Origin of the sequence: Aurantibacillus circumpalustris, from assembly GCF_029625215.1 — a bacterium.
Taxonomy (GTDB): Bacteria; Bacteroidota; Bacteroidia; order B-17B0; family Aurantibacillaceae; genus Aurantibacillus; species Aurantibacillus circumpalustris.
Map to the genome: position 1 here is coordinate 1,709,198 of NZ_CP121197.1, position 25,699 is coordinate 1,734,896.

Annotated in this window: 25 protein-coding genes; 14 read left to right on the forward strand and 11 right to left on the reverse strand. The window is 33.6% G+C overall.

The genetic code is table 11. The annotated features are described in order from the left end of the window. Window positions 1-18 precede the first annotated feature (18 nt). From P2086_RS07205 to P2086_RS07225, 5 genes are all read left to right on the forward strand, one after another. Window positions 19-1,545: an SLC13 family permease gene (locus P2086_RS07205; RefSeq protein WP_317899772.1), complete on the forward strand. Its 1,527-nt coding sequence runs from the start codon at window positions 19-21 to the stop codon at window positions 1,543-1,545. Window positions 1,546-1,547: 2 nt separating this feature from the next. Continuing rightward, a complete protein-coding gene (locus tag P2086_RS07210) occupies window positions 1,548-2,198 on the forward strand; it encodes an ABC transporter ATP-binding protein (protein WP_317899773.1) in 651 nt (216 codons plus the stop codon). A gap of 178 nt (window positions 2,199-2,376) precedes the next feature. Continuing rightward, window positions 2,377-3,714 (forward strand): T9SS type A sorting domain-containing protein, encoded by a 1,338-nt coding sequence (locus P2086_RS07215; RefSeq protein ID WP_317899774.1) that lies wholly within the window; start codon window positions 2,377-2,379, stop codon window positions 3,712-3,714. A gap of 366 nt (window positions 3,715-4,080) precedes the next feature. Further along, window positions 4,081-5,046 carry a hypothetical protein gene (locus P2086_RS07220; protein ID WP_317899775.1) on the forward strand — a complete coding sequence of 322 codons (966 nt, stop codon included), beginning with the start codon at window positions 4,081-4,083 and terminating at the stop codon, window positions 5,044-5,046. A gap of 254 nt (window positions 5,047-5,300) precedes the next feature. Further along, entirely contained in the window at window positions 5,301-5,606 is a 306-nt protein-coding gene (locus tag P2086_RS07225; protein ID WP_317899776.1) for a hypothetical protein, read from the forward strand. Window positions 5,607-5,693: 87 nt separating this feature from the next. Here the strand turns inward: P2086_RS07225 and queG are convergent, their stop codons facing one another. Then, the gene (gene queG / locus P2086_RS07230; RefSeq protein ID WP_317899777.1) at window positions 5,694-6,623 is read right to left on the reverse strand and encodes a tRNA epoxyqueuosine(34) reductase QueG; all 930 of its coding nucleotides are present in this window, start codon (window positions 6,621-6,623) and stop codon (window positions 5,694-5,696) included. Between the two features lie 261 nt (window positions 6,624-6,884). Between queG and P2086_RS07235 the strand changes: the two genes are divergently transcribed. The 5 genes from P2086_RS07235 (at window position 6,885) to P2086_RS07255 (ending at window position 12,246) form a co-directional block, all read left to right on the forward strand. Further along, on the forward strand, window positions 6,885-8,246 hold the full coding sequence (locus P2086_RS07235; RefSeq protein WP_317899778.1) for a poly(R)-hydroxyalkanoic acid synthase subunit PhaE: 1,362 nt from the start codon (window positions 6,885-6,887) through the stop codon (window positions 8,244-8,246). Between the two features lie 274 nt (window positions 8,247-8,520). Then, entirely contained in the window at window positions 8,521-10,326 is a 1,806-nt protein-coding gene (locus tag P2086_RS07240; RefSeq protein WP_317899779.1) for a hypothetical protein, read from the forward strand. Window positions 10,327-10,357: 31 nt separating this feature from the next. Beyond that, window positions 10,358-11,407 (forward strand): class III poly(R)-hydroxyalkanoic acid synthase subunit PhaC, encoded by a 1,050-nt coding sequence (phaC, locus tag P2086_RS07245; RefSeq protein ID WP_317899780.1) that lies wholly within the window; start codon window positions 10,358-10,360, stop codon window positions 11,405-11,407. Window positions 11,408-11,523: 116 nt separating this feature from the next. Continuing rightward, entirely contained in the window at window positions 11,524-12,003 is a 480-nt protein-coding gene (locus P2086_RS07250) for a hypothetical protein (protein WP_317899781.1), read from the forward strand. 3 nt (window positions 12,004-12,006) lie between these two features. After that, window positions 12,007-12,246, forward strand: a complete 240-nt coding sequence (locus P2086_RS07255) for a DUF3820 family protein (RefSeq protein WP_317899782.1) — start codon at window positions 12,007-12,009, stop codon at window positions 12,244-12,246. 17 nt (window positions 12,247-12,263) lie between these two features. On the opposite strand, the gene P2086_RS07260 is transcribed toward P2086_RS07255, so the two are convergent. From P2086_RS07260 to P2086_RS07305, 10 genes are all read right to left on the reverse strand, one after another. Beyond that, window positions 12,264-13,007, reverse strand: coding sequence for a class I SAM-dependent methyltransferase (locus tag P2086_RS07260; RefSeq protein WP_317899783.1), 744 nt, complete (start codon window positions 13,005-13,007; stop codon window positions 12,264-12,266). A gap of 194 nt (window positions 13,008-13,201) precedes the next feature. Then, complete coding sequence (locus P2086_RS07265; protein WP_317899784.1) at window positions 13,202-13,903, reverse strand: hypothetical protein; 702 nt, start codon at window positions 13,901-13,903, stop codon at window positions 13,202-13,204. A 104-nt stretch (window positions 13,904-14,007) separates the two neighbouring features. Further along, complete coding sequence (locus P2086_RS07270) at window positions 14,008-15,321, reverse strand: DEAD/DEAH box helicase (protein ID WP_317899785.1); 1,314 nt, start codon at window positions 15,319-15,321, stop codon at window positions 14,008-14,010. Between the two features lie 109 nt (window positions 15,322-15,430). After that, the gene (locus tag P2086_RS07275) at window positions 15,431-16,018 is read right to left on the reverse strand and encodes a hypothetical protein (RefSeq protein ID WP_317899786.1); all 588 of its coding nucleotides are present in this window, start codon (window positions 16,016-16,018) and stop codon (window positions 15,431-15,433) included. An 18-nt stretch (window positions 16,019-16,036) separates the two neighbouring features. Continuing rightward, a complete protein-coding gene (locus tag P2086_RS07280) occupies window positions 16,037-16,396 on the reverse strand; it encodes a hypothetical protein (protein ID WP_317899787.1) in 360 nt (119 codons plus the stop codon). A 100-nt stretch (window positions 16,397-16,496) separates the two neighbouring features. Continuing rightward, window positions 16,497-16,637, reverse strand: a complete 141-nt coding sequence (locus P2086_RS07285; protein WP_317899788.1) for a hypothetical protein — start codon at window positions 16,635-16,637, stop codon at window positions 16,497-16,499. Between the two features lie 495 nt (window positions 16,638-17,132). Continuing rightward, window positions 17,133-18,995, reverse strand: coding sequence for a PAS domain-containing sensor histidine kinase (locus tag P2086_RS07290; RefSeq protein ID WP_317899789.1), 1,863 nt, complete (start codon window positions 18,993-18,995; stop codon window positions 17,133-17,135). A gap of 173 nt (window positions 18,996-19,168) precedes the next feature. Continuing rightward, window positions 19,169-19,585 (reverse strand): response regulator, encoded by a 417-nt coding sequence (locus P2086_RS07295; RefSeq protein ID WP_317899790.1) that lies wholly within the window; start codon window positions 19,583-19,585, stop codon window positions 19,169-19,171. Then, a complete protein-coding gene (locus P2086_RS07300; RefSeq protein ID WP_317899791.1) occupies window positions 19,582-21,003 on the reverse strand; it encodes a hypothetical protein in 1,422 nt (473 codons plus the stop codon). Before P2086_RS07300 ends, P2086_RS07295 begins: the two co-directional genes overlap by 4 nt. A 179-nt stretch (window positions 21,004-21,182) precedes the next feature. Beyond that, the gene (locus P2086_RS07305) at window positions 21,183-21,674 is read right to left on the reverse strand and encodes a DUF1905 domain-containing protein (protein WP_317899792.1); all 492 of its coding nucleotides are present in this window, start codon (window positions 21,672-21,674) and stop codon (window positions 21,183-21,185) included. Window positions 21,675-21,994: 320 nt separating this feature from the next. Between P2086_RS07305 and P2086_RS07310 the strand changes: the two genes are divergently transcribed. The 4 genes from P2086_RS07310 to P2086_RS07325 are packed head-to-tail and all read left to right on the forward strand — an operon-like array spanning window position 21,995 to window position 25,698. Beyond that, window positions 21,995-22,807: a UbiA family prenyltransferase gene (locus tag P2086_RS07310; RefSeq protein WP_317899793.1), complete on the forward strand. Its 813-nt coding sequence runs from the start codon at window positions 21,995-21,997 to the stop codon at window positions 22,805-22,807. Window positions 22,808-22,810: 3 nt separating this feature from the next. Next, complete coding sequence (locus P2086_RS07315) at window positions 22,811-23,899, forward strand: type III polyketide synthase (protein ID WP_317899794.1); 1,089 nt, start codon at window positions 22,811-22,813, stop codon at window positions 23,897-23,899. Further along, window positions 23,892-24,587: a methyltransferase domain-containing protein gene (locus P2086_RS07320; protein ID WP_317899795.1), complete on the forward strand. Its 696-nt coding sequence runs from the start codon at window positions 23,892-23,894 to the stop codon at window positions 24,585-24,587. The genes P2086_RS07315 and P2086_RS07320 overlap by 8 nt, the downstream gene beginning before the upstream one ends. Beyond that, window positions 24,577-25,698 (forward strand): NAD(P)/FAD-dependent oxidoreductase, encoded by a 1,122-nt coding sequence (locus P2086_RS07325; RefSeq protein ID WP_317899796.1) that lies wholly within the window; start codon window positions 24,577-24,579, stop codon window positions 25,696-25,698. Before P2086_RS07320 ends, P2086_RS07325 begins: the two co-directional genes overlap by 11 nt. Window position 25,699 lies beyond the last annotated feature (1 nt).

Sequence of the window (25,699 nt, forward strand, 5' to 3'; positions counted from 1 at the left end):
GATAATTAAATTATCTTCATGGCTTGTACCTTATTACTGCTGCAAGCACTTGCGTGTTTAGTGGAAAATTTTAATTTAATTAACGTTTTGAACGCTTCTAAACAATACATTTTTCAAGCCCTTGGTCCTCTTTTGGCGATCATAATTTGGTTTTTTACAGACCTTGATCCAAATAATCATCAAACAACTTTAATGGCCGGCGTAACCGTTTGGATGTGCGTTTGGTGGTTCACGGAAGCCGTTAGTCTTGCTGTTACAGCCCTCGTGCCGGTTTTAATGTTACCCGTTTTAGGAATCGCCGATTGTAAATCTGTTTCGCAACAATACAGCGATAGTATTATTTTTTTATTTATCGGTGGTTTTATGCTGGCCTTTGCTATTGAAAAATGGCAGCTGCACAAACGCATCGCATTAAAAATATTATCGATTGTAGGAACAAAACCATCTACCGTTTTATTTGGAGTGATGATTTCCACCTACCTTATTAGTAATTGGATTAGTAATACTGCTACAACGATGATGTTGTTCGCCGCCGTTTTTGCATTGATACAAGAAACGAAACAGTATATTGAAAAGAACTCGGGAAAATTTGCCGCGGCATTGTTATTAGGACTCGCGTTTTCTGCAACCATCGGTGGACTGGCAACTCCAGTGGGAACACCACCAAATATGTATTTTTTTAAGGCCTATAAAGAGGCATTTCCGGCATTAAATGATCTTAATTTTTTAAAGTGGAGCGCTATTGGTTATCCAATTTCTTTAGCATTCTTAATGATTACTTTTTTTGTGCTTAATTTTTATTTTTTGAGAAAAAAAGTAGAATTAAAAATTGAAAAAATTTATTTCGAAAATTCGTATCGCGAACTAGGTAAATTTTCTTACGAAGAAAAATGGGTATTTGGAATTTTTGTTTCCTGCATTTTACTTTGGTTTACACGAGCCGATATTGATTTTGGAGGCTTTAAATTTAGAGGTTGGAATCATATTTTCATGAAACCAAAATTTGTTGATGATGCTTTTGTGGCTTTAATGGCGGCTATTATTCTGTTTCTCGTTCCATCAAAAAAGAATAGGGGTGAAGCATTGCTTATATGGGAAGATGCTAAAAAATTACGCTTTGATATTATTTTAATGTTCGGGTCGGGCTTTGCTTTGGCCTATGGCTTTGAACTGTCAGGACTAAGTAATTGGTTAGCCGATAGTCTGCATGTTTTAAAAGGAGTGCATCCACTCTTAATAATTTTAGGAATTTGTATAGTTGTTACTATAATTAGTGAATTTGCTTCTAACATAGCAAGCATACAATTAGCTATTCCTGTGATGATAGCTTTACAAATTGATTTAGAGCTGCCTCCCCTTTTGTTAATGATGCCGGCTACTTTTGCAGCATCTCTGGGATTTATGTTGCCCGTGGCTACTGCCGCGAATACAATCGTGTTTGGTACAAAAGAAATTGAAATAAAAGATATGTTGCGTGTTGGATTTGTTTTGGATGCACTTGGTATTTTAGTGATTACCTTTATGTGTTATTTATATTTGAATTAAGTATGATTGTAGGAAAATCGATTCATAAAAAATTTGGTGAGCTTGAAATATTAAAGGGCGTTGATCTTGAAATAAAACAAGGCGAAATAGTTTCTATTGTTGGTTCTTCTGGAGCAGGTAAAACCACTTTGCTTACTATTTTAGGGACACTTGATAGACCAAGTTCTGGAGAGATTTTAATTAATAACCAAGAAGTTTCAAAGTTAAGCGACAAAAAATTAGCTGCGTTTAGAAATCAGAACATTGGTTTTGTTTTTCAATTTCACCAATTGTTGCCTGAGTTTACGGCCATGGAGAATGTGTGTATTCCCGCTTTAATAGCGAATAAAAATAAAAAAGAAACGGAGTTAAGAGCAATAGAATTATTGGATTTATTTAATCTCAAAGATAGAATAAGCCATAAACCTTCTGAATTGAGTGGCGGAGAACAACAGCGTGTTGCCGTTGCGCGTGCATTGATAAATAATCCCAAAGTAATTTTTGCGGATGAGCCGAGCGGTAATTTAGATAGTGCGAATGCACAGGAATTGCACCAATTGTTTTTTAAGTTGAGAGAAAATTTTAATCAAACTTTCGTAATTGTGACTCATAATAATGATTTAGCTAAGATGGCTGATAGAACTTTGGTTATGAGGGATGGGAAGATTGGTTAGTTTAACGCGCGTAAAAAGAACGATTTCTTTTAAGAATAATTTACTGAACAGTATTTGCATTACTATTAGTAGGTAAACGTTCTTCAGAAAATTAATATCTAGAAAATAGTAAATTTAGTATTTACTAAAATAGCGTTTATGGAGTATTTTTTTTATCTTTAATTAAAATACCCATCCAATGAAAAACTACTACCATTTTGTAGCTATTATTTTTTTATTCCTAACTGGAATAAATTTTGAGTTAAAAGCTCAACTACCAAATCCGGTATCATTTAACACTGGGGTGAATGCTAGTTTAAACGGCACAATTCCAACTGGAACCAACGACTTGAGTTGGACGGCTTCCACAGTCTCCATTAACGGTCCGTTCGTTCCTGCAGTGAGAACAACTGGCAATGCCGCATGGTTGATCTCCCCTTATACTACAGCCGATTGGATTACCTATCCACATCCTTTTCCAAATGCTGGTAATCAGAGTTACCATAATTCTTTAGGGAATGTAGATGAATATTTTCGACTGATGTTTACGCTTCCTTCTGGTGTTTGCAATGGCTCTGTGAATTCATCTGGCGGGTATTGCCTGTCGATGAGTTATTTTGCCGATAATTGTGTGAATGAAATCTTTGTAAATGGAGTGTCGTCGTACGTAAATCCTGCGCCCTCGTATACCGCTAATAATTTTCAAGGAACTTCAGGTGCTACAGTAACTCTTTGTGACAATTGGTGCCCTGGAACAAATACGCTTATCGTACACATTAAGTCAGGCCCACCCCAACTTGGTTTTCTGGCATTTACAACAGCATCGACAACCGCTCAAAACCAATTCACTATAAATATGTCCAAAAGTAATGTTACCTGTTATGATGCAAATAATGGCTCGGCGGCTGTTAACCTGATAGGATATGGAGGAACGCCTACCTACACTTGGTTGCCAGGTGGGTCGAACAATTCCAGTATAACAAATCTTAGTCCGGGCACTTATACAGTAAATGTACAATTCCCTTTATGTAATTATTCTAATACACTTACTGTAACCCAACCAGCTTCCTTTGCGGTAAACGTTTCTACTGCTCAAGCAGTATGTCCTGGTATGAATGTAACTTATACAGCAACTGGAGGAGTTACTTATTCGTGGACGCCGGGAAATTATAGTGGGTCTACTGTTACATTAAGTGCAATGAGTACGACTAATTACACTGTTACCGGCAAGGATTCGGTGGGATGTGCAGTTACAAAAGCGTTTAAATTACAGGTTTTAAACTGCAGTGGCATTGAAGAAGTAAGTTTGCAAGGAATAGACGTCCGTAACGACATGCTTGGCAACATCACCATTGTAGCGCCTAATAATATTGAATACAAGGTTGAGATTTTTGACCTAATTGGAAATTTAAAGTACAGTAGTCTCTTGGCTCAGAATTCCGAAATAAACCTTAGTAATTTATCACAAGGAATTTATTTTTTAAAAGTGTCAGATAATAATTCTTCGTTAAAGAAAAGAATACTAGTAGGAATGTAAGACAGATGAATAGAAACATCGAGAGGTTGTAAAAATCAGGAATAAATCAGAGTCTTTTATTTAACGTCTCGATACGAAAATTTGTTCAGTTTAACACTGGGTGAAATTTTCTACTCGACGAGACCTCAGTTTAAACCCAAACACAAAAAACCCATAAAGCCTTTTTTAATTTCCAAAACAATTGTTATCTTGTACTCGAACAAAACCCATTAATCCAATACTACCGGCTTGTGAATTGTACAAATGATTTAATTATTTGTTAGTTCGCATTGTTAAAGTAAGATACTGATTACGTATCTCCTACAACAAATGGTGTCTCCTATTGATCAAATTTTTTGTGCTAATAATTACTTAAAAAAAGCAAACATGAAAAACAAACTCAAAGCATTCGCATTGTTTCTTCTGCCATTAATTTTTGCAACAGCAATGTTCATTTTCCGATCTCAGGCTGAAAGAAACGGCCAAACAATTAACCCTATTATTGGAGACATTAGTTTTATTAGCAAATTCGGTGTTAAACCAAATCCGTCAATTGATGAAGATCTACGTATTAAGACACATTTGGAATACGTTGAAAATCTTCTCCGGGAAAAAGACATTTCAGGGTTAACAGCCGAACAAAAACAAAAACGTAACCAGGCTCTCGATTTGCTGCATAATTATTGGAACGCAGGAATTTTCCCCCGAAATTATGATTATAGAGAAGAACGGAAACCTTGTTTCATCGATAAAGATGGTGCAATCTGTGCTGTTGGTTATTTGGTGGAGCAAACTGCTGGAAGGCAAACAGCGGAAAAAATTAATAACGATCATAAATACGATAAAATTTTAGCAATGAAGGATCGCACAGTGAACAATTGGATAGAATCAAATGGCTTTACAGAACAAGAGTGCGCGATGATACAGCCGACTTACGGTCCGCCACCCGACAGGACTGGTTATATCAACGGCCCCCATGCAGCGATTTCGGGAGGACTTATTGGAATTAATGTTGGACTTACAGCAATTAATCTGGTAAACATGGCAAAAGGAAATGGAAAGCAGGCTGTTCCGGCCGCCTCTATAATTTTTGGTTTGGGACAAGTGGTAGTGGGTAGCATAGAGGTAATTGAATATACTAGATACGGTAGAAATAATGGGAATGATTATACTGCAATGAATACATTAGGTATATCAAACATTGCTATGGGAACAACCTCTGCTTTGATCGGAGCTTATTGCGCCATTACGAATAGAAAGAAAAAAAACAAGGCAACCGCCTTAAATATTTACAGTTTCCCAACCAAAGACAAGCAAATTGGAATTGGACTTTGTTTAACAAAGAGATTATAAGATTTTGTAAGCGTAATTATTTTAAGTCTCATTGTGTCATAGCCTTGTTTTTAAGACCTGAATAATTAGTTTTTCGAAAACATTCATTACCTTTTCGTAAATTCATATAAGACTTGGACACAATTTAAAAACACTTTACATTTTGGCATTAAAGAAATATCAATTCAGAACCTGTATATAAATTCACAAATCAAACCTAAATTATCCTGAAAAAGACTATTAAAACTCTGGCAGTATTAGGCGTAATTATTTTAATGTCCTCATTTGCAAACGAGCATTCGAATGAATTTATTGGAACCTACGGTGTTTCATCGTCAGATCCTTCCCAAATAAAACTTACAATAAATTCTGATCATACTTTTTATTACCAAGACTTTTCTGTTTCAGATAAAAAAATTATTATGAAAGGTAATTGGACGCTGAAGGGCCAAAAAGTAATTTTAAATGGCAATAACTCTGAAAAGAACTTTCATCATGTTTGGCATTTTGTTGAAAATGGACAAGTAGCAAAATCTAGAAAAGGACTTACATTTTACAGATTATGTAAAAAAGAGAGTTAGAGCACATCGCAAGAAAAGGGATTGTCGAACTAGATAAAACTATCTCGGAAGTTCTGACAACTAGAGAGTATTCTGGAATAAACTTTTTCAAGTTTTCTTTATAAACTCCAAATTCCTCTTCAATCCTTTATACTTAGTTCTTTTCACGGCAGAGTTTTTAAAAACCAGATTAAACGTTTCTTCCGTCATCTCATTCCATTCTATTTCCGAAAAATTTAGAAGTCCTTTGTGATTTTCAAAGAGTGGTTCTTTGTGTGTTAGGCTGAAACTATTCCAGGGGCAAACATCCTGACACACATCGCAACCAAAAGCCCAATTATCCATTTTGTTTTTAAATTCAGTGGGAATATTTTCTTTTAATTCAATGGTGAGGTAACTGATACATTTGCTGCCATCAACAATATAAGGTTCTACAATTGCTTCGGTAGGGCAGGCATCGATGCATTTGGTGCAGGTGCCGCAGAAATCTTTAATTGGCCCGTCGTATTCTAGATCCAAATCAATAATTAATTCGGCGATGAAGAAAAAAGAACCTTGTTGTTTGTTGATGAGGTTGGAGTTTTTTCCAATCCAACCCAAACCACTTTTTTTCGCCCAGGCTTTGTCTAGCACCGGGGCGCTGTCGACAAAAGCTCTGCCGTTTATGTCGCCAATATTTTCTTTGAGCGAGGCTAGAAATTCGTGGAGTTTATTTTTAATGATTTCGTGATAATCTTCTCCGTAGGCATACTTGCTAATTTTTGGTGCATTGGGGTTTTGTGTTTGCTCAGGATAATAGTTGAATAAAAGAGAAATAACCGATTTTGCATTATCAACCAGTAAACGCGGGTCGAGACGTTTATCGAAATAATTCTCCATGTAGTTCATTTGGCCGTGTTTATTTTCTGCGAGCCATTTTTCGAGACGGGGCGCCTCTTCTTCTAAAAAAGCTGCTTTAGAAATACCGCAAAAATCAAAACCAAGACGTTTGGCTTCGCTTTTAACAAATTGTGTATGAGTCTGTTTGGAGTTTAACACGGCTTTAAAGGTAACAAATGACTTGGTTCTGAAAAATGAGCCTTTCTAAAACGGATAGATAGGGATTTTCTAAACATTTAACAATTTATTCATATAAAACATTAGGAACTAGAGCTTTAAAATACGTATATTTGCATCCGATTGTGAAAACCACGTGTAAAAAACTGAATTTCAAGCAATTACACGCAAATACATGATTAACAATAATTTAACAAAAGAATAATAAACCGGTGAAGTTCGCTTCATCTTAAAAAACAAAAAATGAAAACATCAAACCCCGTAATCGACACTTTGGTAGAAAGCCAAACGCAATTCGTAAACAATTGGATGGATTCTGCAAAAAAAATGCAGTCTGCTTTCACTAGCGGAAACATCTCTACTGAAGGTCAATCATTATACAAAGAGTATTTTGATAAGCAAATGGGAATTTTAAATGGCATGCAACAGTCTTCTGTTAACATGTTTAATACTAACGAAAGCAACCCTCAGGAGTTTTTCAAAAATTGGTTTAACCAACAAGCTTCATATGCTAAGCAAATGGCAGATTTTAACCAAAGCATTAACAATAGCTTTTCAAGTTTCGGAAAACCGGCACAAGATTACATGGCTAACTTTGGTCAAAACAACACTGCTTTTACAAACATGTACAATTCATGGTTGAACACTTTGAATTCATCGTTTGATTCAATGAGCAAAAACATGAACTCTACCTTTAATAAAGATGTGTTTACAAACTTTATGCAAGGTAGCCGTGTGTATGCTAACATGCAGGAATTTTTCCAGCCAATGGCTAGCATGTTTAAAAACGGTCAGTTTAACATGGACGCTTTCAAAAACCAATTTACTGCTGATGCTTATGCAAACCTTACTAAACAAATGTTTGGTAACATGTACGGTCAATCTTCAGTTCAAGAGGTTTATGATAACGGAATGAAACAACTTCAAAACTTTTTTGCTAACCAAAACAATTTAGGAAAAGAGTATTACGCACAAATTCAAAACATCTCTAAGGATTTCCCTAAAATGTTCGAAGGAAATGCAGCGATTACTAGCATGAAAGATTTTCAAGCACAGTTTCACAATGTATTCGGAAAAACTTTCGAACCATTAATGAAATTAGTAAACGCAGGTAAAGAAAAAGAAAACGCTGAAGCAATTATTGCTTTGATGGACAGAATGGGTGATTACAGCATTAAACAAGCTGAATTACAATCATACTTACAAAACACTGCTAAAAAAGGTGTTGAAGAAATTGCGCAACACTATTCTGAAAAATACGCTAATCCAAAATCATTCACTGAAATGCCAAGTGCACAAGATATGTATGCTGAGTGGGTTAAAGTAAATGAGAAATTGTTTACAGAATTATTCGCTAGCGAAGAATTCAGCAAAGTAAAAGGTGAAGCTCTTAACTTAAGTATGGATGTGAAAAAACATTTCGAAAAACAATTCGAAAGTACTTTCTCTAACATGCCAGTAGTTTTCAAAAGCGAAATCGAAGAATTACAAAAAACTATTTACGATCTTAAAAAACAAGTAAAAGATTTACAAGCTAAAGGTGGTGCAGTTGTTGCAGCTCATGAGTCTGATGACGATAAAGCTTCTAAAACTCGTAAAAAATAATTAGATATAAATTAATTTAAAAGGTCGTCTGCTTAATTTGGCAGACGGCCTTTTTTTGTATCTTGTCGATGGGTTGTGCTAATTTTTAAACCACATAGAAACATAGTTTGCATAGAAAGAATCATCAAAAGAAGTTTTGGTGAACATAGTATTTGAAGCGAAGCTTCAAATTTATGTGTTACTATGTTTTTTCTTGTAAGTTTATCCTATGTTTCTATGTGGTAAAATTTTGTCATGAAAACGAGCCAGTCGAAACGATTTAATTAGTAAAGCGATGAACATCTTTAAATATAAAAACAACTGGTTCTTTGCATTAGGAATAACTGTGTTCCTGATTTTCTTTTGTTTTCGTCCGCTTAACTCACCTTCGTATAGAATAATTGTGGCGGATGGCTTAGGTTATTACTCCTACTTACCTGCCAAGTTTATCTATAACGACAAGAACTTTGAGTTTAAATGGTTTGACGAGGTGTTTGATGCCAACTACGAAGATCATTTATTCGAGAAGCCTACTCAAAATTTTATGGTGAAGTATAAGGACAGGATGATTAATCTTTATTATCCCGGACAATCTTTTCTTCAATTTCCATTCTTTTTTTTAGCGCATGTGTCGGCAAAGCTATTCGATTATCCACCTGATGGTTTTTCCTTCCCTTATCAGCTGGGAATGGGCATAGCGGCGATGTTTTACACCTTGTTGGGATTATTCTTCTTGCAGAAATTATTATTTAATGTATCGCAAAATAGAAGACTTTCTATTTACTTTACCCTACTTGTTTTTTTTGCAACGAACCTTTTTACCTATTCCATTTTTGCGGGTTGTTATACCCATTGTTATTCTTTTGCATTTATAAGTATAAGTCTGTTTTTTGCACAAAAGTTTTTTAATCAGGAAGAAAGCAAACTTTTTAATTTACTAGCATTTGCTACAAGTGCTGCTATTGTTATCTTCTTAAGACCGGTGAATATTATTCTTTTGATTAGCACTTTGTATTTTTTCAAAACGTTTCCTCTTGCAAGAATTTTTAACGGTAAAAAAAATGTTGCTGCTATTGGAGCTGTGTTTCTGCTTTTCTTTTTTGTCGTGATTTATAACATGGGAATTACATACTTACAGACAAAGTCTTTAATAGCAAATACATACACCATTGGCGCGTTTTATTTTAATGACTGGAGTCACGTCTGGGATAATTTTTTCGGATTTCAGAATGGAATATTGTGGTACACGCCGATTATATTGTTATGTTTTATTCCTTTGTTGTTTTGCCGAAGAAATCCCAAAATTCTTTTTTTAGTAGCTCCGGTTCTTCTTATAATTTTACTTTACAGTTTTTGGTTTTATTGGAACATTGTAAACCGCACACTGGTTGATTTTTCTGGCATTTTGGCTCTATTGCTTTTAATTTTATTTGGCCGTGTTAATGACAATTCAAAAGTTTATAAAACACTATTACTTATTTCTTTTCTGTGTATTCCCTTTTTTCAATTAAAAGCATACCAATTGAGAAACGGCATTTTAAATAGTAGTTACACCTATTGGCACTATTACGCAAGGCATTTTTTCACGGTTGGACATGCGGATGTGTTTCCAATAAATCCTAAAACAATTAAACAGCAACAAGATTATTTTTACGATTTCGAACAAGAAGAAGGGAGTACTGTTTCTTCGGAAAAAGCTTTTGATGGCAAGAAATCAGCAGTTTTGAATGAACAAGTCGAATACAACTGCTCTAAAACGTTCACAGTGCCTGGGTTTTTTGATAAATCAGGATTTAAAAAAGTTAAAGCATCTTTCTGGTTTTATCGCACAGAAGAAATGAAGAATGTTCAGTTTGTATTTTCTTTTGCCAAAAAGGAGAATGTGATTTATAATCATCCTTTCTACATAAACACCACAACTAAGGCCAATAAGTGGGATTTAAAGGAGTTTGGAATGGATTTACCAGAGGATGTAAGTGTTGGAGATAAACTTGTGGTATATTTTTGGAATCCAGATAAACGCAGCAGTGTATTCATTGATAATTTTAAATTAGAATTTGTACTGAAAGATGGATCTGATGAAATAACACTTAATAAATAATCGTAACTTTGACCTTTTAAAACCCCCTGCCATGGACAACAAAATCGTAGAAGAATTCACAAATATGAGCTCTAAATTATTAAAGAGCTACACTACCTTAAATCAAATTGATGAGGTAGATATTGCATCCACTCCTAAAACGGCAGTGTACAATGAGGATAAACTCACCTTATACCGCTACGATAGAGATAGCGATGCAACGTTTAAAACCCCTGTTTTAATTGTATATGCTTTAGTGAATACCTACAAAATGTTGGATCTTCAGCCAGACCGTAGTTATATAAAAAATCTTATCAATGCGGGTATGGATGTGTACCTTATTGATTGGGGTTTTCCAGGTAAAAGTGATCGTTATTTAAGCATGGACGATTATGTAAATGGTTACATAAATAATTGTGTAGATTTTATTCGTAAAAAACACCGTCTTGAGAGCATCAATATTTTAAGTATCTGTCAAGGTGGAACCCTAAGTGTGATTTATTCTTCTCTTTATCCAAGTAAAGTAAAAAATTTGGTAACGCATGTTACACCTATTGATTTTAGTACAAATGACGGTCTTTTATTTCGTTGGAGTAAAGACATGGATTTTGATCTTTTAGTAGATGGGAATCATGGTTTAATTCCGGGAAATTTTTTAAATGACGGATTTGATATGCTGAAACCGATGATGAAGGTACAGAAACAACAAGCTCTTACAAATGTATTAGACGATAAAGACAAACTTCTGAATTTTTTACGAATGGAGAAATGGATCAGTGAAAGTCCTGATCAAGCAGGAGAATGTTTCCGTCAGTTTATGAAAGATTTGTATCAGAAAAATAAATTAGTAAAAGGTGAATTAGAAGTGGGAGGCAAAAAAGTAAATCTTAAAAACTTAACTTCTCCATTATTAAATATTTTTGCAACGGAAGATCACTTGGTTCCTCCAGCTGCAACAAAACCTCTTAACGACTTAGTTGGAAGTACAGACAAAGAATTGTACAGTTTTAAAGGTGGACATATTGGTGTGTTTGTTGGAAGTAAATCTCAAAAAGAGCTTGCGCCTGCTGTTGCCGATTGGTTGAAGAAGAGAGATAAATAGTAAATGGAAGATGTAAAAGGGAAAATGTGAGATGGGGATTTGGGATAAGCAACCTTAATAAAAAATGATATAGATGCGGTGCCTTGGTGCCGCATTTTTTTTAGTAGTTTAGAAAAATGAAATCTGCAAGTTTAAGTGAATTAAAAAAAGAACTGATCGAATTGCCACCAAAGCAATTGGCGGAACTTTGTATTTCTCTTGCAAAATATAAAAAAGACAATAAAGAATTTTTGGGGTATTTATTATTTGAGTCGCACGACAATGCCGCTTTTGTTATAGAAATTAAATTAGAAATTGATGCTCACTTTGAAGAACTAAAGAGCCAGTCTAATCTTTATTACACAAAAAAAAGTCTGCGAAAACTATTGCGCATTATTACGAAGTACTGTAAATACGTTAGTGATAAAGCTATTTCAGCAGAACTTCATATTTATTTTTGTCTCAAATTAAAAGAATCGGGTATTCCATTTAAAAAAAGTCAGTTGTTGGTGAATATGTACGAACAGCAATTAAAAAAAATAAACACCTTCATCAGTACTTTACATGAAGACATTCAGAACGATTATGCTGCTGATCTTGAAAAAATAAGTTTTTAAGAAATGGAAGGACTGAATCCGCAACTACTGTTAGATCTCGTAAACACAACTATGCCATTTGGCAAGTACAAAGGGACTTTGTATTACCGTTTACCTGTTAGTTATCTGGAATGGTTTGCGCGCAAAGGTGGATTTCCTCCAGGGAAAACAGGCATGCTTTTATCTACGCTTTACGAAATAAAATTAAACGGCTTGGAGTTTTTATTGGAAAGGATTAAGAAAGAGCAGTCGTTGAAGAGATAGTCTAAAATTAAAGAAGATCAAGGTTTTTGTATCACACAAACAACCGAAAGCCCCATTTTCTTGAGAACAATTTTGTCGATAAACTTAAACACAGGAACAAAAGTATTGTATAATCTCATTTCGCCCGCCGGAATGGTTTTGTGTTTTAAGATCCTGCCGCTGATCCACCAGGCTAAAATACCAGTAGCATTAAAGTAAAAAGATTTTTTAATGGGCGCGTGTTTACTCATTAATTTAGAAAGAGAGGTTCTATTGTAACGTTTAAAATGTTCGAGAGAAAGATCAATGTCGTTATAAAGCGCTTGGTATGCAGGAACCAAAATGGTCATTTGTCCACCAGGTTTTAATAAACTTAGCATGTTTTTAATTGCCAGATCATCATCTTTAATGTGTTCAACAACGTTTAATGCGAAAACACTGTTGAAACTCGAAAGTAAAGAAGCGTATGTTTTGTCAAAATCTGTATGCGCTATATCAATATCTAAAACATGATTGGTATCTAACTTAAATTTGTCGCTAAGAATACTTCTGTAATTTTCACGGATATCAGAGAGGTAAATATCTTTTTTGTCAGAGATAAAAAAATCGGAGATGTTACCAACACCACTACCGATTTCTAAAATTTTTCCATTGCAGAAGGGGCTAACTATTTGATAAAGCCAACGATTAAATTTGGCAGCGGATGAAATGACATCTAAAATCTCGAGTCCTTCTGCGTCAATATCTTTGTACTCAAATTTTTGTTGCGGTTCACTACTCATTCTTAATTTCAGCCTGAAAAAATTATTGGCAAAAATACTTTAAATCCATGTACATTTCCATAAAATATGTGATATTTTTCTGATTTTAGACGATAGATGGTAAGTTTTTAATCTATGTAACGGTTTCAGACGTTTTTTCCTAATATACATAGCAAACATTAGTCAGTCTTCCGTGATGATAATAAAAACACCAACTACTTATTAATAAAATAACTTGTTAATTCAGAGGTGGCGGTCACTGCTACACCATTTCCAGCATAAGATGTTCCATATCCTGTTAGACGTTCATATTTTATTTGACCCACATCTTTTGTATAGTAAGTTCTATAAAGGTAAGTAATGGCAGGGCTATTATCATGGTAAATATATCCGAAAATAACGAGTGTCGGATAATATGAATGTCCATTAATAATAATAGTTGTGTCCTTTGCAATGACATGCTCATAGGTTCTGTCGTGGTTTCCGTCCTTTACGGTCCATGCTGCACCCAGATTTTCAGATAAAAACTGTGTAAAAACTGGGTCAAATTTAGAATAACCAGTTCCAGTGTGCAATTTATATCCCCATATTGGATATCCATTGGAAAAGGGTACATAAACAGAATCGACAGTTGAGATCAGCAATGGTGGCGCACGATTTATATCATAATTGGAATAAGCATCTTTTTGATAAGTGGGAGAGATCGAGGAGGTAAAAGATTGATTCTTGTCGTCGGTGTAAGTCCAGTACGAACCTGGATAAGCAGGAAAATAGGACGAAGGTTTAATTGTATCGTATACGATAATTGGATCAACTGGAATAGTTGCGTTCAACTCCACCTTTGGTTCATCGCCCTCCTTCTTGCATGACACGAGTGTAAGCGCAAAAAGCAAAACAAAATAAATGATTTTTTTCATGGGTGTTTTTTTTAGATTGTTAAAGGAGATTTAACGAACTAAAGGTCTGGGTTCTGTCTATCAAATGTAATGAAAAAAACCGTGTAATTAGACTAAAATTTTTATTAGGTCGAAATCTCAATTTTAACCTTTTTGTTTTTAATACGCTCATCGCGAATTAAATTCACAGTCTTAACAATTTTATCGCTTTTAATGGCAGCGTAGGACGAGTGATCAAGCACTTCTATTTTTCCGAGTTCTTCTTTTTTTAGTCCGCCTTTTTGCAAAAGCATGCCAACAATATCCATTTTATTTACTTTGTCTTTTTTACCGGCAGAGATATAAAGTGTTTTCCAAACACTTGGCTTAGGTGCATTTATTTTTTTAAGAAGAATTTCGTCTTCTGGAACAATTTGAAGAAATGGTGGTAAATAATCTTCACCCTCCAACATAAAATACACAGTACCGCTGGCGTTCATACGTGCTGTTCTTCCATTACGGTGAATCATGGCGTCTTCGGTTAATGGCAATTGAAAATGAATGACAGCTTCAATCTCAGGGATATCAAGTCCTCGAGCGGCAAGGTCTGTTGAAATCAATAAATTAACGCTACCGTTTCTTAATTTTATTAAAGTTTTTTCACGGTCAATTTGTTCCAAACCGCCGTGATAGAAACCGTGAGCAACATTTAGCTTACTGAGTTCAAATGAGATTCTGTTTACTGCATCGCGGTGATTACAAAAAACAATGGTAGACTGCGCGTTTATTTTGCCTAACAATAATAGCAATGCGTTTAATTTTTCATCCACTTGCGAACGTACCTTTTTATAAAACACTTCGCCCTTACCCTGTTTTTCTTCAGTTGTAAAATTAAGTTCTTTTGGTTCTTTAATACCCACAAAGCTTGGTATTTCAGAAATTGCGGTAGCTGAGGTCAGAATGCGTTTTTTGGGATGTTGAATAGTTTTAATGATAAACGACATTTCATCTTGAAATCCTGCTTCGAGCGATTTATCAAATTCATCGAGGATTAAATAATCTGTTTTTGTTAAGAATAAACTTTTTTTGCGAATATGATGCGCAATACGACCTGGCGTTCCCACCAATACCGCCGGTGACTCGAGTAAATTATTGCGTTCAATTTGCACAGAATGGCCGCCATAACAGCAGGAGATTTTAAAACCAGTTGCCATTTGTTTAAACACGTGTTCTATTTGTTGTGCAAGTTCGCGTGTAGGAACAATTATAATTGCTTGAACGCCTGTTTTGTCCTTATCTAAAAGGTCTGCGAAGGGTAATAAAAATGCCAATGTTTTTCCAGAACCAGTTGGCGAAATTAAAACGACATCTTTAAAATTAGAAACGGCCTCCAAGGTCGCGTTTTGCATCACGTTTAGTTCGGTAATATTAAAATTGGAAAAGATTTTTGATTTATTCATGTGTGATGTATTCGGTTTAGAGCAAAAAAAGCATCTCCGAAGAGATGCAAATATAAGGTATTAAAGACGATGTGAGTGAAATCTCGGCTAATTCAGGGTGAAAAGGGTTTTATTTTGCTGCTGACGCCCAAGTTGTGGTAGGTAATTCTGGCGAAGATTGATCCATTGGAAACCTGTAATTTGAAGGTCTTTTTGTATGAAGTTGTTTTTTTATTGAAGCAGTATATTCTTTATTATAAGAAAAACAATCTTTCTCATAGTCAAAATGTACAATTGCGATAGGAAAATCAAGAGCGTCCGGGTTTAAACTTTTAAGAATAGCTTCATCAATAAGTGACGTTTCAAATTCAAATCGATAAATTCCGTTTACCTCAGTTAGAATCTCAGTATTTACACCTATAACTTTGCTTATATATCCAGTTTTAGAAATTCTTATTGCATAATATGCATCTTTATTTAGAATAAATTTGAATTTAGTTTTCCCTTCTTTTAATAACACAGTATCTATTTGATTATGTAGTCCAATAAGTTCAACAATACAGTCACCTTGCTGTTCATCGGCATTAATTATTTTTCCTTCTATTTTAAGGCAAGAGAGCGAATCTTTTTTACCGTTTCCTTTTTTGGATGCACTTGCTGTTAAAGTAAATAAACTGAAACAAATTAAAAGGTTAAGAGTTAAGAATAAATTTTTCATGATTTTTGTTTTTAGGGGTTATGAATTTAGTTTTTGGATTATTTTAATTTTATGATTTTTAGAAGATTCTTTGATTTTAGTGATTTCAATAAAATTTGAAGGTAAATCTATGTTTTCATCAACAGATGTTTTGTAAAGCAAATCGTAGCTGACAGATTCATCACCCTCCATCGACGGTAGATTGTCGTTAGTGTTTTCGATTACGGGAAAAGTTCTGGCTAGAAACACCGTGTATACTTTTTGTTTCGCGTCAATCGCATTATCTTTTGTTTTTTGTTGAGTCTGTATAAGTACTTTACAGTTTATACATGCCAAATGGTTTGATTGTGCAGAGATCTCTTTTTTATTTAATACTACAATAAAAAGGATACACGCCATTTTAAAGATTTTGGATTGGATCTGTTTTCCAAAAAATGTTTCTCGAAACAGATTGCTTAGTTTATTTAATATTGTAATCATTTTTTATGGTTTTCGGTTATTAAAAAAATAATTGGATGCAACAGATATTTAATACTGTTCCAAAAAGAACTATTGCTGTTTTTATCACTAACAATTCGCTTTTAGAGAGTTCTTTTAATTCTAAGTCAAAATTAACTGTATCTGAGTTTGTTGTTTTCATGGCATTTTGTTTTTAGTGTTTTAATCTGAATCAAAGGTAGGTTGGTTTTAAGCGACTATATTACCGTTCGCCTTTTACATGTTTCATATGTAAGATTATTATTGAATTTGTAACTTTGAATGAAACTACAAATGAGGTTTAAGTGTGGTAAATCCAATGTTTATGGGATTTTAACGCTTTTTTTTTAAAAAACACTTAATCATGAAATTTACTTTTTTAAAAGAATGTAAGGGATCAGAGTAATTATGGAAATAAAAAAAAGGAGGATGTTTGATTAAAAAGATATGAGTTTTGTTTTTTTATAGTCAACTAATTAAATATAATTTGGAGCAAATCACTGCGTCTGGGAACAGATATAAGTTAGGAACGTCCGAAAATAATGACGTTTTGTTTCGAAAAGTAATTTAGTGCTTGGCGCTGAATGTTAAAAAGGTTTAAAGTGAAATCAACTACTAGATTTTACAATGATTTAAATGTACTCCGTGAGGATTGGTATTAAAACTCTATTGTAAAAGTTGTTCCAATATTTACTTCGCTAGCTACAGAAATTTTTCCACCAAGAATTTCAACTTGAGTTTTTACCATGTACAATCCAATTCCTTTTCCTTCAATGTGTGTGTGAAATTTTTTGTAAAGCCCAAACAAAGTATGCCCATGTGTCACCAGATCAATGCCAAGACCATTGTCTTTAAATTCTAAAACAAGTTTATTATTGATTTTTTTGCTTTGGATATCTATACTAAGTGGTGTAGTGGGATTTCGGTACTTAATACTATTGGAGATGAGATTGAAAAAAATGCTGTAAATGTAACTTTTGATCGTAAAAAATTCGCTCACATCAAAATGAGTTGAAATAGTAATATTTTGATTTTGTAATTGGCTATTAATACTGGTTTTTATATTATTTGTCAATTCTAAAAAGTTCACCACTTCTTTCTTTTCGTTAATTTCTTTCCGAGTTTGAAGTATATAGTTAAGGTCAACTATCACCTCATCGAGTTTTTTTACAGACAAGGTTAATCCTTTCATACATTCTTCGAATGTTTTTTTATCCATTTCGGGTGAATTCTCGATTAAAGTAGAAAGGCCAAGTATGTTTGCGACTGGAGATCTTAAATTATGAGAGATAATATAGGCGAATTGTTCTAAGTCTTTATTATGTTGAACAATATCTGAGAGCATTTTATTCCTTTCAAATTCTATATTTTTTCTGTGTGTTATGTTTTCACTTGAAATAATAAGTCCTAATAACTTATTTGAGTCATCCGTAACTGCAAACATATTTACGTTGTACCAAGTTGTAGTTTCATCCTCCTGCTTAAAGCTTAACTCGTAACTTACTTTTTCTCCGCTTAGTGCTTTTTCAAATCTTTTACGAGTTCTATGTTTTTTTTCCTCCCCAACGTAATCTAAAAGGCTGTCACCTTCTTTCAGTTTAACTTTAAACTCGTTTGCATAGGTAATTACTGCTGCTGGATTAAAGGAAAGTACTTTGAATTTGGAGTCGGAAAGAACATAAGAAACGTTGGTATTGTCGAAAATAGTTCTAAGGTTGGCTTCAGATTTTTGAAGTAAATCTTCTGAAATTTTGCGTTCTGTTACATCCCGGTAATTAATTATTATCGCGTTTATTTCAGGGTCGCTAAGTGAATTAGTAAATGTACTCTCTACCCAAATAAACAGCCCTTTTTTTAATTGTATGCGGTAAGAATTTTCTATTGATACACCAGGCTGTTCAATGGTTTGCTTCAGGTCGCGTGTTACTGCAGCTAAATCTGAGGGGTGAATGAATTTAAAAATTGAGGCACCAAGAGTTTCGTTTGATGAAAAACCTGATATTCTTTCAGAAGAGGGGCTTTGGTAATTAATTATTCCTTTCTCATCAACGAGCAAAATTGAATCAGATATGTTTTCAAGGAGGGCTTGGAATTTTTTTTCACGATCTAACGTTTTTTCATGATTATCGCTAGTCTTTGTTTCTAAAAAAATTCGATTAACCGCATTTTCAAGAATGAGCGGAAGATTTTCGAAACGATCTTTAAAAAGAATGTTATTGGCGCCACTGTTCATCATTTGTACTGAAATATCTCTGGAGTAATTATTGGCTGTAAGAATTAATGGAATATAAAAGTCACTGCCCTGAATTAGCGAAAATATTTTTTTTGGATCTAGAGATAGCAAAACATAATCTGCAATAATTACTAAGTGGGAGCCGTCTGAGAACTCGTTTTCAAAATCATCAATTTTTGTAATCCACTTATAATAATATTTGAACTTGCAGGCCTTCAAAAACTCCTTAACTTTATCAGAATCACTAATTGCATTTTCGAGATGAAGTATTTTTATAGTGCTCATCATGAATTCTAAATAAAATTTCTAGTTATGAAGTAATAGACTTAGTTAATGGATTGCCTTCGTCTACTCTTTTGCAAATCAAAAGAAGCGTGAAAGGTAGCTAAGTTTTTGAAACTAAAAAAATAAAGAAACAGACACTAAATTTTGAAATATCTTCTTAAAAGCCTATTTTAAGATTAGATAGAATCGAGCATGGCTTTTGTAAGCGGTTTGTTAAGGAATACGATGTCTTTTGAGATGTCAGTCGCCTTTTGTCTATCCTCATTATAAACCGAGGAAGTAAGAACAACCAGTTTTGGTTGCTTGAGATTTTTTTCAGAACCTTTTTTAAAGTGATCAATAAATTGAAAACCATCCATCATTGGCATATTGATGTCGATAAATAATACCTGAGGATAGACGTCCGAGTATTGCTCACCCATGGTTACTAGATTATTAAGAAATTCCAATGCGCTTTTCGCACTAGTATGAACGTACACTTTTTTAGCGAATTGATTAGCTTCAAGTGTTTTTTCATTAATAAAATTATCTAGTTCGCTATCATCAATTAGCATAACATTATTATATCTTGTTTTAGGTTCCTTTATTTTCATTTTAAATGTGAATTATATTTCTTTTTAAGTTCAGATACAATGTGGTTCAGAAGCCTGCTTTCATTTATATTTCTTGCTTGAAATAGAATAAAATCGTCTTTTTGTTTTGAGGTTACTTTGCCATTTTGCTTAATATCAGAATTAAATATTTTAATCAGGTCTAGCACATTTGCATAACCTTCCATTTTTTCTGATTTTATTTTGCGATAAATGTTTTTTAATATACTATCAGCTAGGTCGTATTCTTTTACAGTTAGATATATAAACGCCAATGTTAGTTTCACGTCGGTATTAATATGAAAGTAATCTTTAAAGCTATTGAAATTTAATATTTCATTGAGTTTTGCGGCCGCTTCCTTGTAGTTTTTTTTGTAATACGCAACCATTGCAGCGTATATTCCCAAGAGAACAACAGCATGAGTGTCAGAAGAATCAACCAGAATGTTTTTAGTATCCTCCTCTTCAATTTCATCAATCTTATTGAGTTCTTGTAGGAAAGAAAGTTTAGATATTAGAAATTTTGAAGAGAGGCAAACGTTCGTATAAAGAAGCAAGGTGCTTTGGTTTTCATTAATTTTGGAAAATAGAATATTCGCCTGATTTTGTTGCCCTGATTTTACGCAATGCTCAAATTTCAAATAATCAAGGGCAAGAATCCATTTTTTGTATGTAGACGAATCAGGTAAGTCATTGAGTATTTTCTCAGTGTTGGTGAGTGTTTCCTGAATAAGCAATGCGTCCGAAGTAGTTGTGTTAAATAAAATTGTAAGTTGTAGTTGAATAAAATTTCTAATAATTTCGATTTGTCGCGAAGGATTCAAAGCAAAGTGATCTTCGATCTCCTTATTTAGAAATAAGAGCGTTTCCATGAGTTTAGGCGATCTCGAAAAATTATATTGCGCCAAAACACGATTAAAATTCCCAAGAATTTCTTCACATTTTTCCAACGAAATATTAAAAGCAGTGTGTTTGTTATAGAGTTGAGAATAGTGAAAATATCGATCAGAATATAGATTGATTTTCTTAAGTGCACTATATACAACAAGTAACTCATTATGCATATCAAAGACGAGAAGATCCTTTTCGAGTTTTTGTAGAAAGGTATTTGCAACTTCTCTAGAGGTACTGAAACAAATCTCGGGGATTTGGTGTAATTGTTTAAGTAAATCTTCTTTGTTCGAATAAATATCACCCGAAAGGTGTTCCTGAATTTTATCATTCAGCCTAGATTTCAATACATAAAGAGAGTTCGTAGTGATCTTTAATGTTTTGGAGATTTCAGAATCTTTTATTGCAGAAGAACGATACGATTGTAATAAGAATAAAAAATTATCCGATTTGTTTTTTATAAGTGTGTCCTCAACGGTTTGGTAAACAGTATCGCTTAAGTCTATTATTATTTTTTTAAGCTTAATCATAAGTTCCTATCTTTGGGGTTAAGTTCGGTGAGGCACTATTCTGACCACAAATATATATGTTAAATTGTGATGGGTTAAGTAGTACGACGAGTCGAGTCTGAGCTTCGACAAATTGGTTTAATCTGTCGATAAATATTTAATTTTGTTAACTCAAAAAGTTGTAGTCCTCATTACCTTTTTTATAAATCTGAATCTTGACCATAAAACTTCTCGCCTTTTAAAAGTTTATTTATGGCCTTTGCCAAACGATCAATTTTAGTTTCTTCTTTTTTTGCGGAATAAATATGTTTTACATAATTATTTTGCTCGGCTTCGGAAAGCGTATTAAAAAACTTTAAAGCTTTTGGTTCATCCTGCAAACACAAAAGCATTTCTTCTGGAATTTCTAAAGGTTCATTATCTGGGTATAGGATAACGTGTACAGAATCTCCTTCTTTCTTTTTTATTTTTTTTCTGATCTCAGCTTTAATGGGTAAAAACAAATTACCATTACCCATTGGCATTAAATGGTATTTTTTAATTTCGTAACCATCAATTGTACCTTTTACTTTTACCCAACCAAAATGAGCTTTTTTATCTTGTAAAATCTCGGGTATCTTCGCGTATGTCCAACCTCCCTTGCCGGGAAATTTCTCTAAAGTGTATTTTTTATTAACTAATGGTTTTTCCATTGTGTAGTTTAATCACCAGCAAGAACTAGGTTATTTCTCTTGATTTAACGTTTGTTCTATTGTGGGACAAAGATATTTTATTTCTTCTGATTTCCAGTATTAGGATCGTTTTTGGACCTGATATCTTTACAATTAGCCGAATAAAAGTGTTTTTTTATTTTGTAAACTTATTGGTATTGTTTAGTTATTCTTACAACCTTAAGCTTATCTTTAGGATATTTACAAAATGAATTTCTATTCTCATTTTTTAATCGGTAATTTTTATGTTTCCAACGTTAAATACAGTCAAGTTACTTAGAATTCCTTTTTCCTTTTTTTTGATGCCAGTATTTATCTTAACATTAAGTCAGGTTAAGAATGTTAATACAAGCGGTACTCTCCTGGTTTTTTTTATTATTCATTTTTTGGTTTATCCGGCAAGTAATGGTTACAATAGCTATATCGATCGCGATGAAAGTCCAATTGGTGGATTAGAAAAACCGCCTGTTCCAACCAAACAACTTTTTTATCTTACTTTGATTTTAGATCTCTCGGCTATTTTTCTGGCATTCGTTTTTATTAAACCATTATTTTCTGTCTGTATTTTAATTTATATTTTGGCTTCGCGGGCTTATAGTTCACGGCAAGTACGATTAAAAAAGTATCCTTATATCGGATTTTTTACAGTGGTTGTTTTTCAAGGCGCTTTTACTTTTGTGATGTGCAGTGTTGGTTTATCTGGACAATCATTTGTTTTAAATTATCCGACAATGCTTATACTTTTAGCAACATCTTTTCAAATTGCTGGAGCATACCCATTAACGCAAATCTATCAGCACAAAGAAGATTATTCTCAAGGGGTTATAACATTGAGTTACAAGCTTGGTTATAGAGGAACATTTGTTTTCACAATGCTCATGTTTATTTTGTGTAACGTATTTTACTTTTTATTCTTTAAAGAACTTAATCAAACAAAACATTTTATTCTACTTCAAGTTTTCTTTTTCCCAATAGTTATTTATTTTATGTCTTGGTTTTTAAAAGTGATTAAAAATAAAAATGAGGCAAATTTTAAAAACACTATGAGAATGAACACGATTGCCGCTTGCTGTATGAATGCCTGTTTTTTAGTTTTGTTTTACCTTAATAATTAATTTGTGAGTTATCTAGTTGCCATTGGAACTGCTGTACCCGAATACCTTCATAAAAAGGAGGCGATTATGCGTTTTTTTCAAAACTCCACAAAGGATGAAAAGACTAAAAGAAAAATTAAAATTGTTTCGGAGAAATCGGGTATTGAAACACGGTATTCCGTTATCCCTGATTTCAGTTTAGAACCAAAAAAATTCAATTTTTTTGAGAAGACTGCTTTATTAGAGCCTGAGCCTGGGTTATCAAAGCGTATGGCAATATTTAAAAAGGAAGCTTTAAAATTATCTTTAAAAGCAGTTCATGCGATTCCTGATTTTAAAAATGTACAAAAGAATATTACACATATAATTACAGTCACCTGCACTGGTTTGTTTGCGCCTGGATTGGATGTTGAATTGATTAAGGAACTAAATCTGTCTCCGTCAACGGTTAGAAGTAGTGTGAATTTTATGGGCTGCAACGCGGCTATTATGGCCATGCACAGCGCGCATACAATTTGTGAAAGTAATAGAAACGCAAATGTGCTAGTTGTTTGCACAGAATTATGCACAATTCATTTTAGAAAAATTTATAACGATGATTATGTGCTCTCAACTTCGTTATTTGGTGATGGAAGCGCTGCAGTGATTTTAAGCGCTCAAAAACCTAAAGAACCTTTTTTTGAAGGAATTAAGATTGATGGTTTTCATTCTCAAATCATTCACAAAGGTGCTAGCGAAATGGCCTGGCAGTTATCGGAAAAGGGATTTATTATGAATTTAAGTTCTTATGTTTCTGAGCTTATCAGTGGGAGTTTAAAGCCACTTCTGAAATCAGTAAATATTGATCCAAAAAAAATTAGTCTTTGGGCTGTTCATCCAGGTGGTAAAAAAATATTAGATGACTTTGCAAAAGTTTTGAAATTAAACGACAGCGAGCTTGCTGATTCTTATGAAACATTAAAGAATTATGGAAACATGTCATCCGTAACTGTTCTTTTTGTATTAAAGCGTGTGTTAGAAAATAATAGAATGGCAAAAAAAGGAACTAAGTTGTTTTCTGCAGCTTTTGGTCCAGGTTTAAGTATTGAAGCAATGTTATTAAAGTATGTTTAAAAAGAGAAGTGATAAAAAAGAACTGTTGGATGCGGACAATATTCCCGAAAATGATTTGTTTCAGAATCTCAAAGAGTTAGATACCATTAATTCCTTACTCGGCGGTTATAAAATCACTTTTTCAGCTTTAAAAAAAAATCTTTCAAAAAACAAGCAGTATACAATTGTCGATATAGGCAGCGGCGGAGGCGACACACTTAAACACATCTACAAATGGAGCTCCGAAAATAATTATCAAGTTAAATTGTTTGGCGTAGATTTAAAACAGACTTGCATTGATTATTCAATTAAAAATAAGCCTAACAATCAAATCAATTTTATTTGTGACGATTATAGAAATGTTTATAAACACACAAATCAAGTAGACATTATTCACGCCTCTTTGTTTTGTCATCATCTTTCAAATGATCAAATTATTGAATTAATAAAATTCGCAAACGCTAACAAATCTGTATTAGTAATTAATGATTTGGAAAGAAATCCATTGGCTTATTATTCTATTAAATTTCTGACTAAACTATTTTCGAAATCTCATCTTGTAAAGAACGATGCACCTTTGTCTGTGTTAAGAGGGTTTAAAAAGAACGAGTGGAAAGAAATTCTTTTAAGTTCAGGAGCTAAGAATTGCAGTGTAAAAAACAAATGGGCATTTCGCCACGAAGTGATTATTTATCCAGATGGAAAATGAGCAGACATATGATTGTGCCATCATTGGCGGTGGATTAGCAGGACTTTGTTTATCGATTCAGCTTGTAAAACAGGGACATACTGTTGTTCTATTTGAAAAAAACACATACCCCTTTCATAAAGTTTGTGGAGAATACATTTCCAAGGAAAGTTGGGCATTTTTAATTGAACTTGGATTGCCTTTGGCAGACATGCAACTTCCTGAAATAAATCGTTTAGGGATTTCTTCAACAAAAGAATTTATGCTAGAAGCATCTTTAGTATTGGGGGGATTTGGAATTAGCCGGTACACCCTCGATCATCGACTTTCACTTTTGGCAAAGGAAAATGGCGTGATTCTAAAGGAAAACTGCAAAGTAACGAATTGCGAAGAGCTGAATGACTCCACTACCATAACTACGAGCAACGGATTATTTTATTCGAAAATAGTTTGTGGAAGTTATGGGAAACATGCACCGGTATTTATTAATAAGAGTACAAAAAACTACTCACCAAATTACATCGCTGTAAAATACCACATAAAAACTTCTTTTCCAGATGATCGAATCGAACTACATAATTTTAAAGATGGGTATTGTGGAATTTCTAAAGTGGAGGATGGAAAATACTGTTTGTGCTATTTAACTACAACTAAGAACTTAAACGATTATGATAAGGACATAAAAAAAATGGAGGAAGAGATTCTCTATAAAAATCCGTTTCTGAAAAAGTATTTCTTAGAGTCAAAGTTCTTGTTTGATAAGCCTTTAACAATTAGTCAAATAACTTTCGAAAAAAAACAAAGCTATTCAAATGGCGTTTTTTTATTAGGCGATGCTGCCGGGGCTATAGCTCCCTTGTGTGGAAATGGTATGAGTATGGCAATGCGGACTTCTAAAATTTTGGCATCTTTGCTGCATAAGTACTTTAAGTTAGAAATTTCTAAATCAGAACTTATTAGTGCTTATTCTCATGAATGGGATAAGAATTTTTCCACGCGAATAAAAGCTGGCTATTATTTGCAACAACTTTTCGGGAAAAATAAAATCACACATTTAAGTCTTATCTTGTTGAACAAAATGCCAGGCTTAATGAAAAAAATTATTTCCCTAACACATGGCAAACCATTTTAGA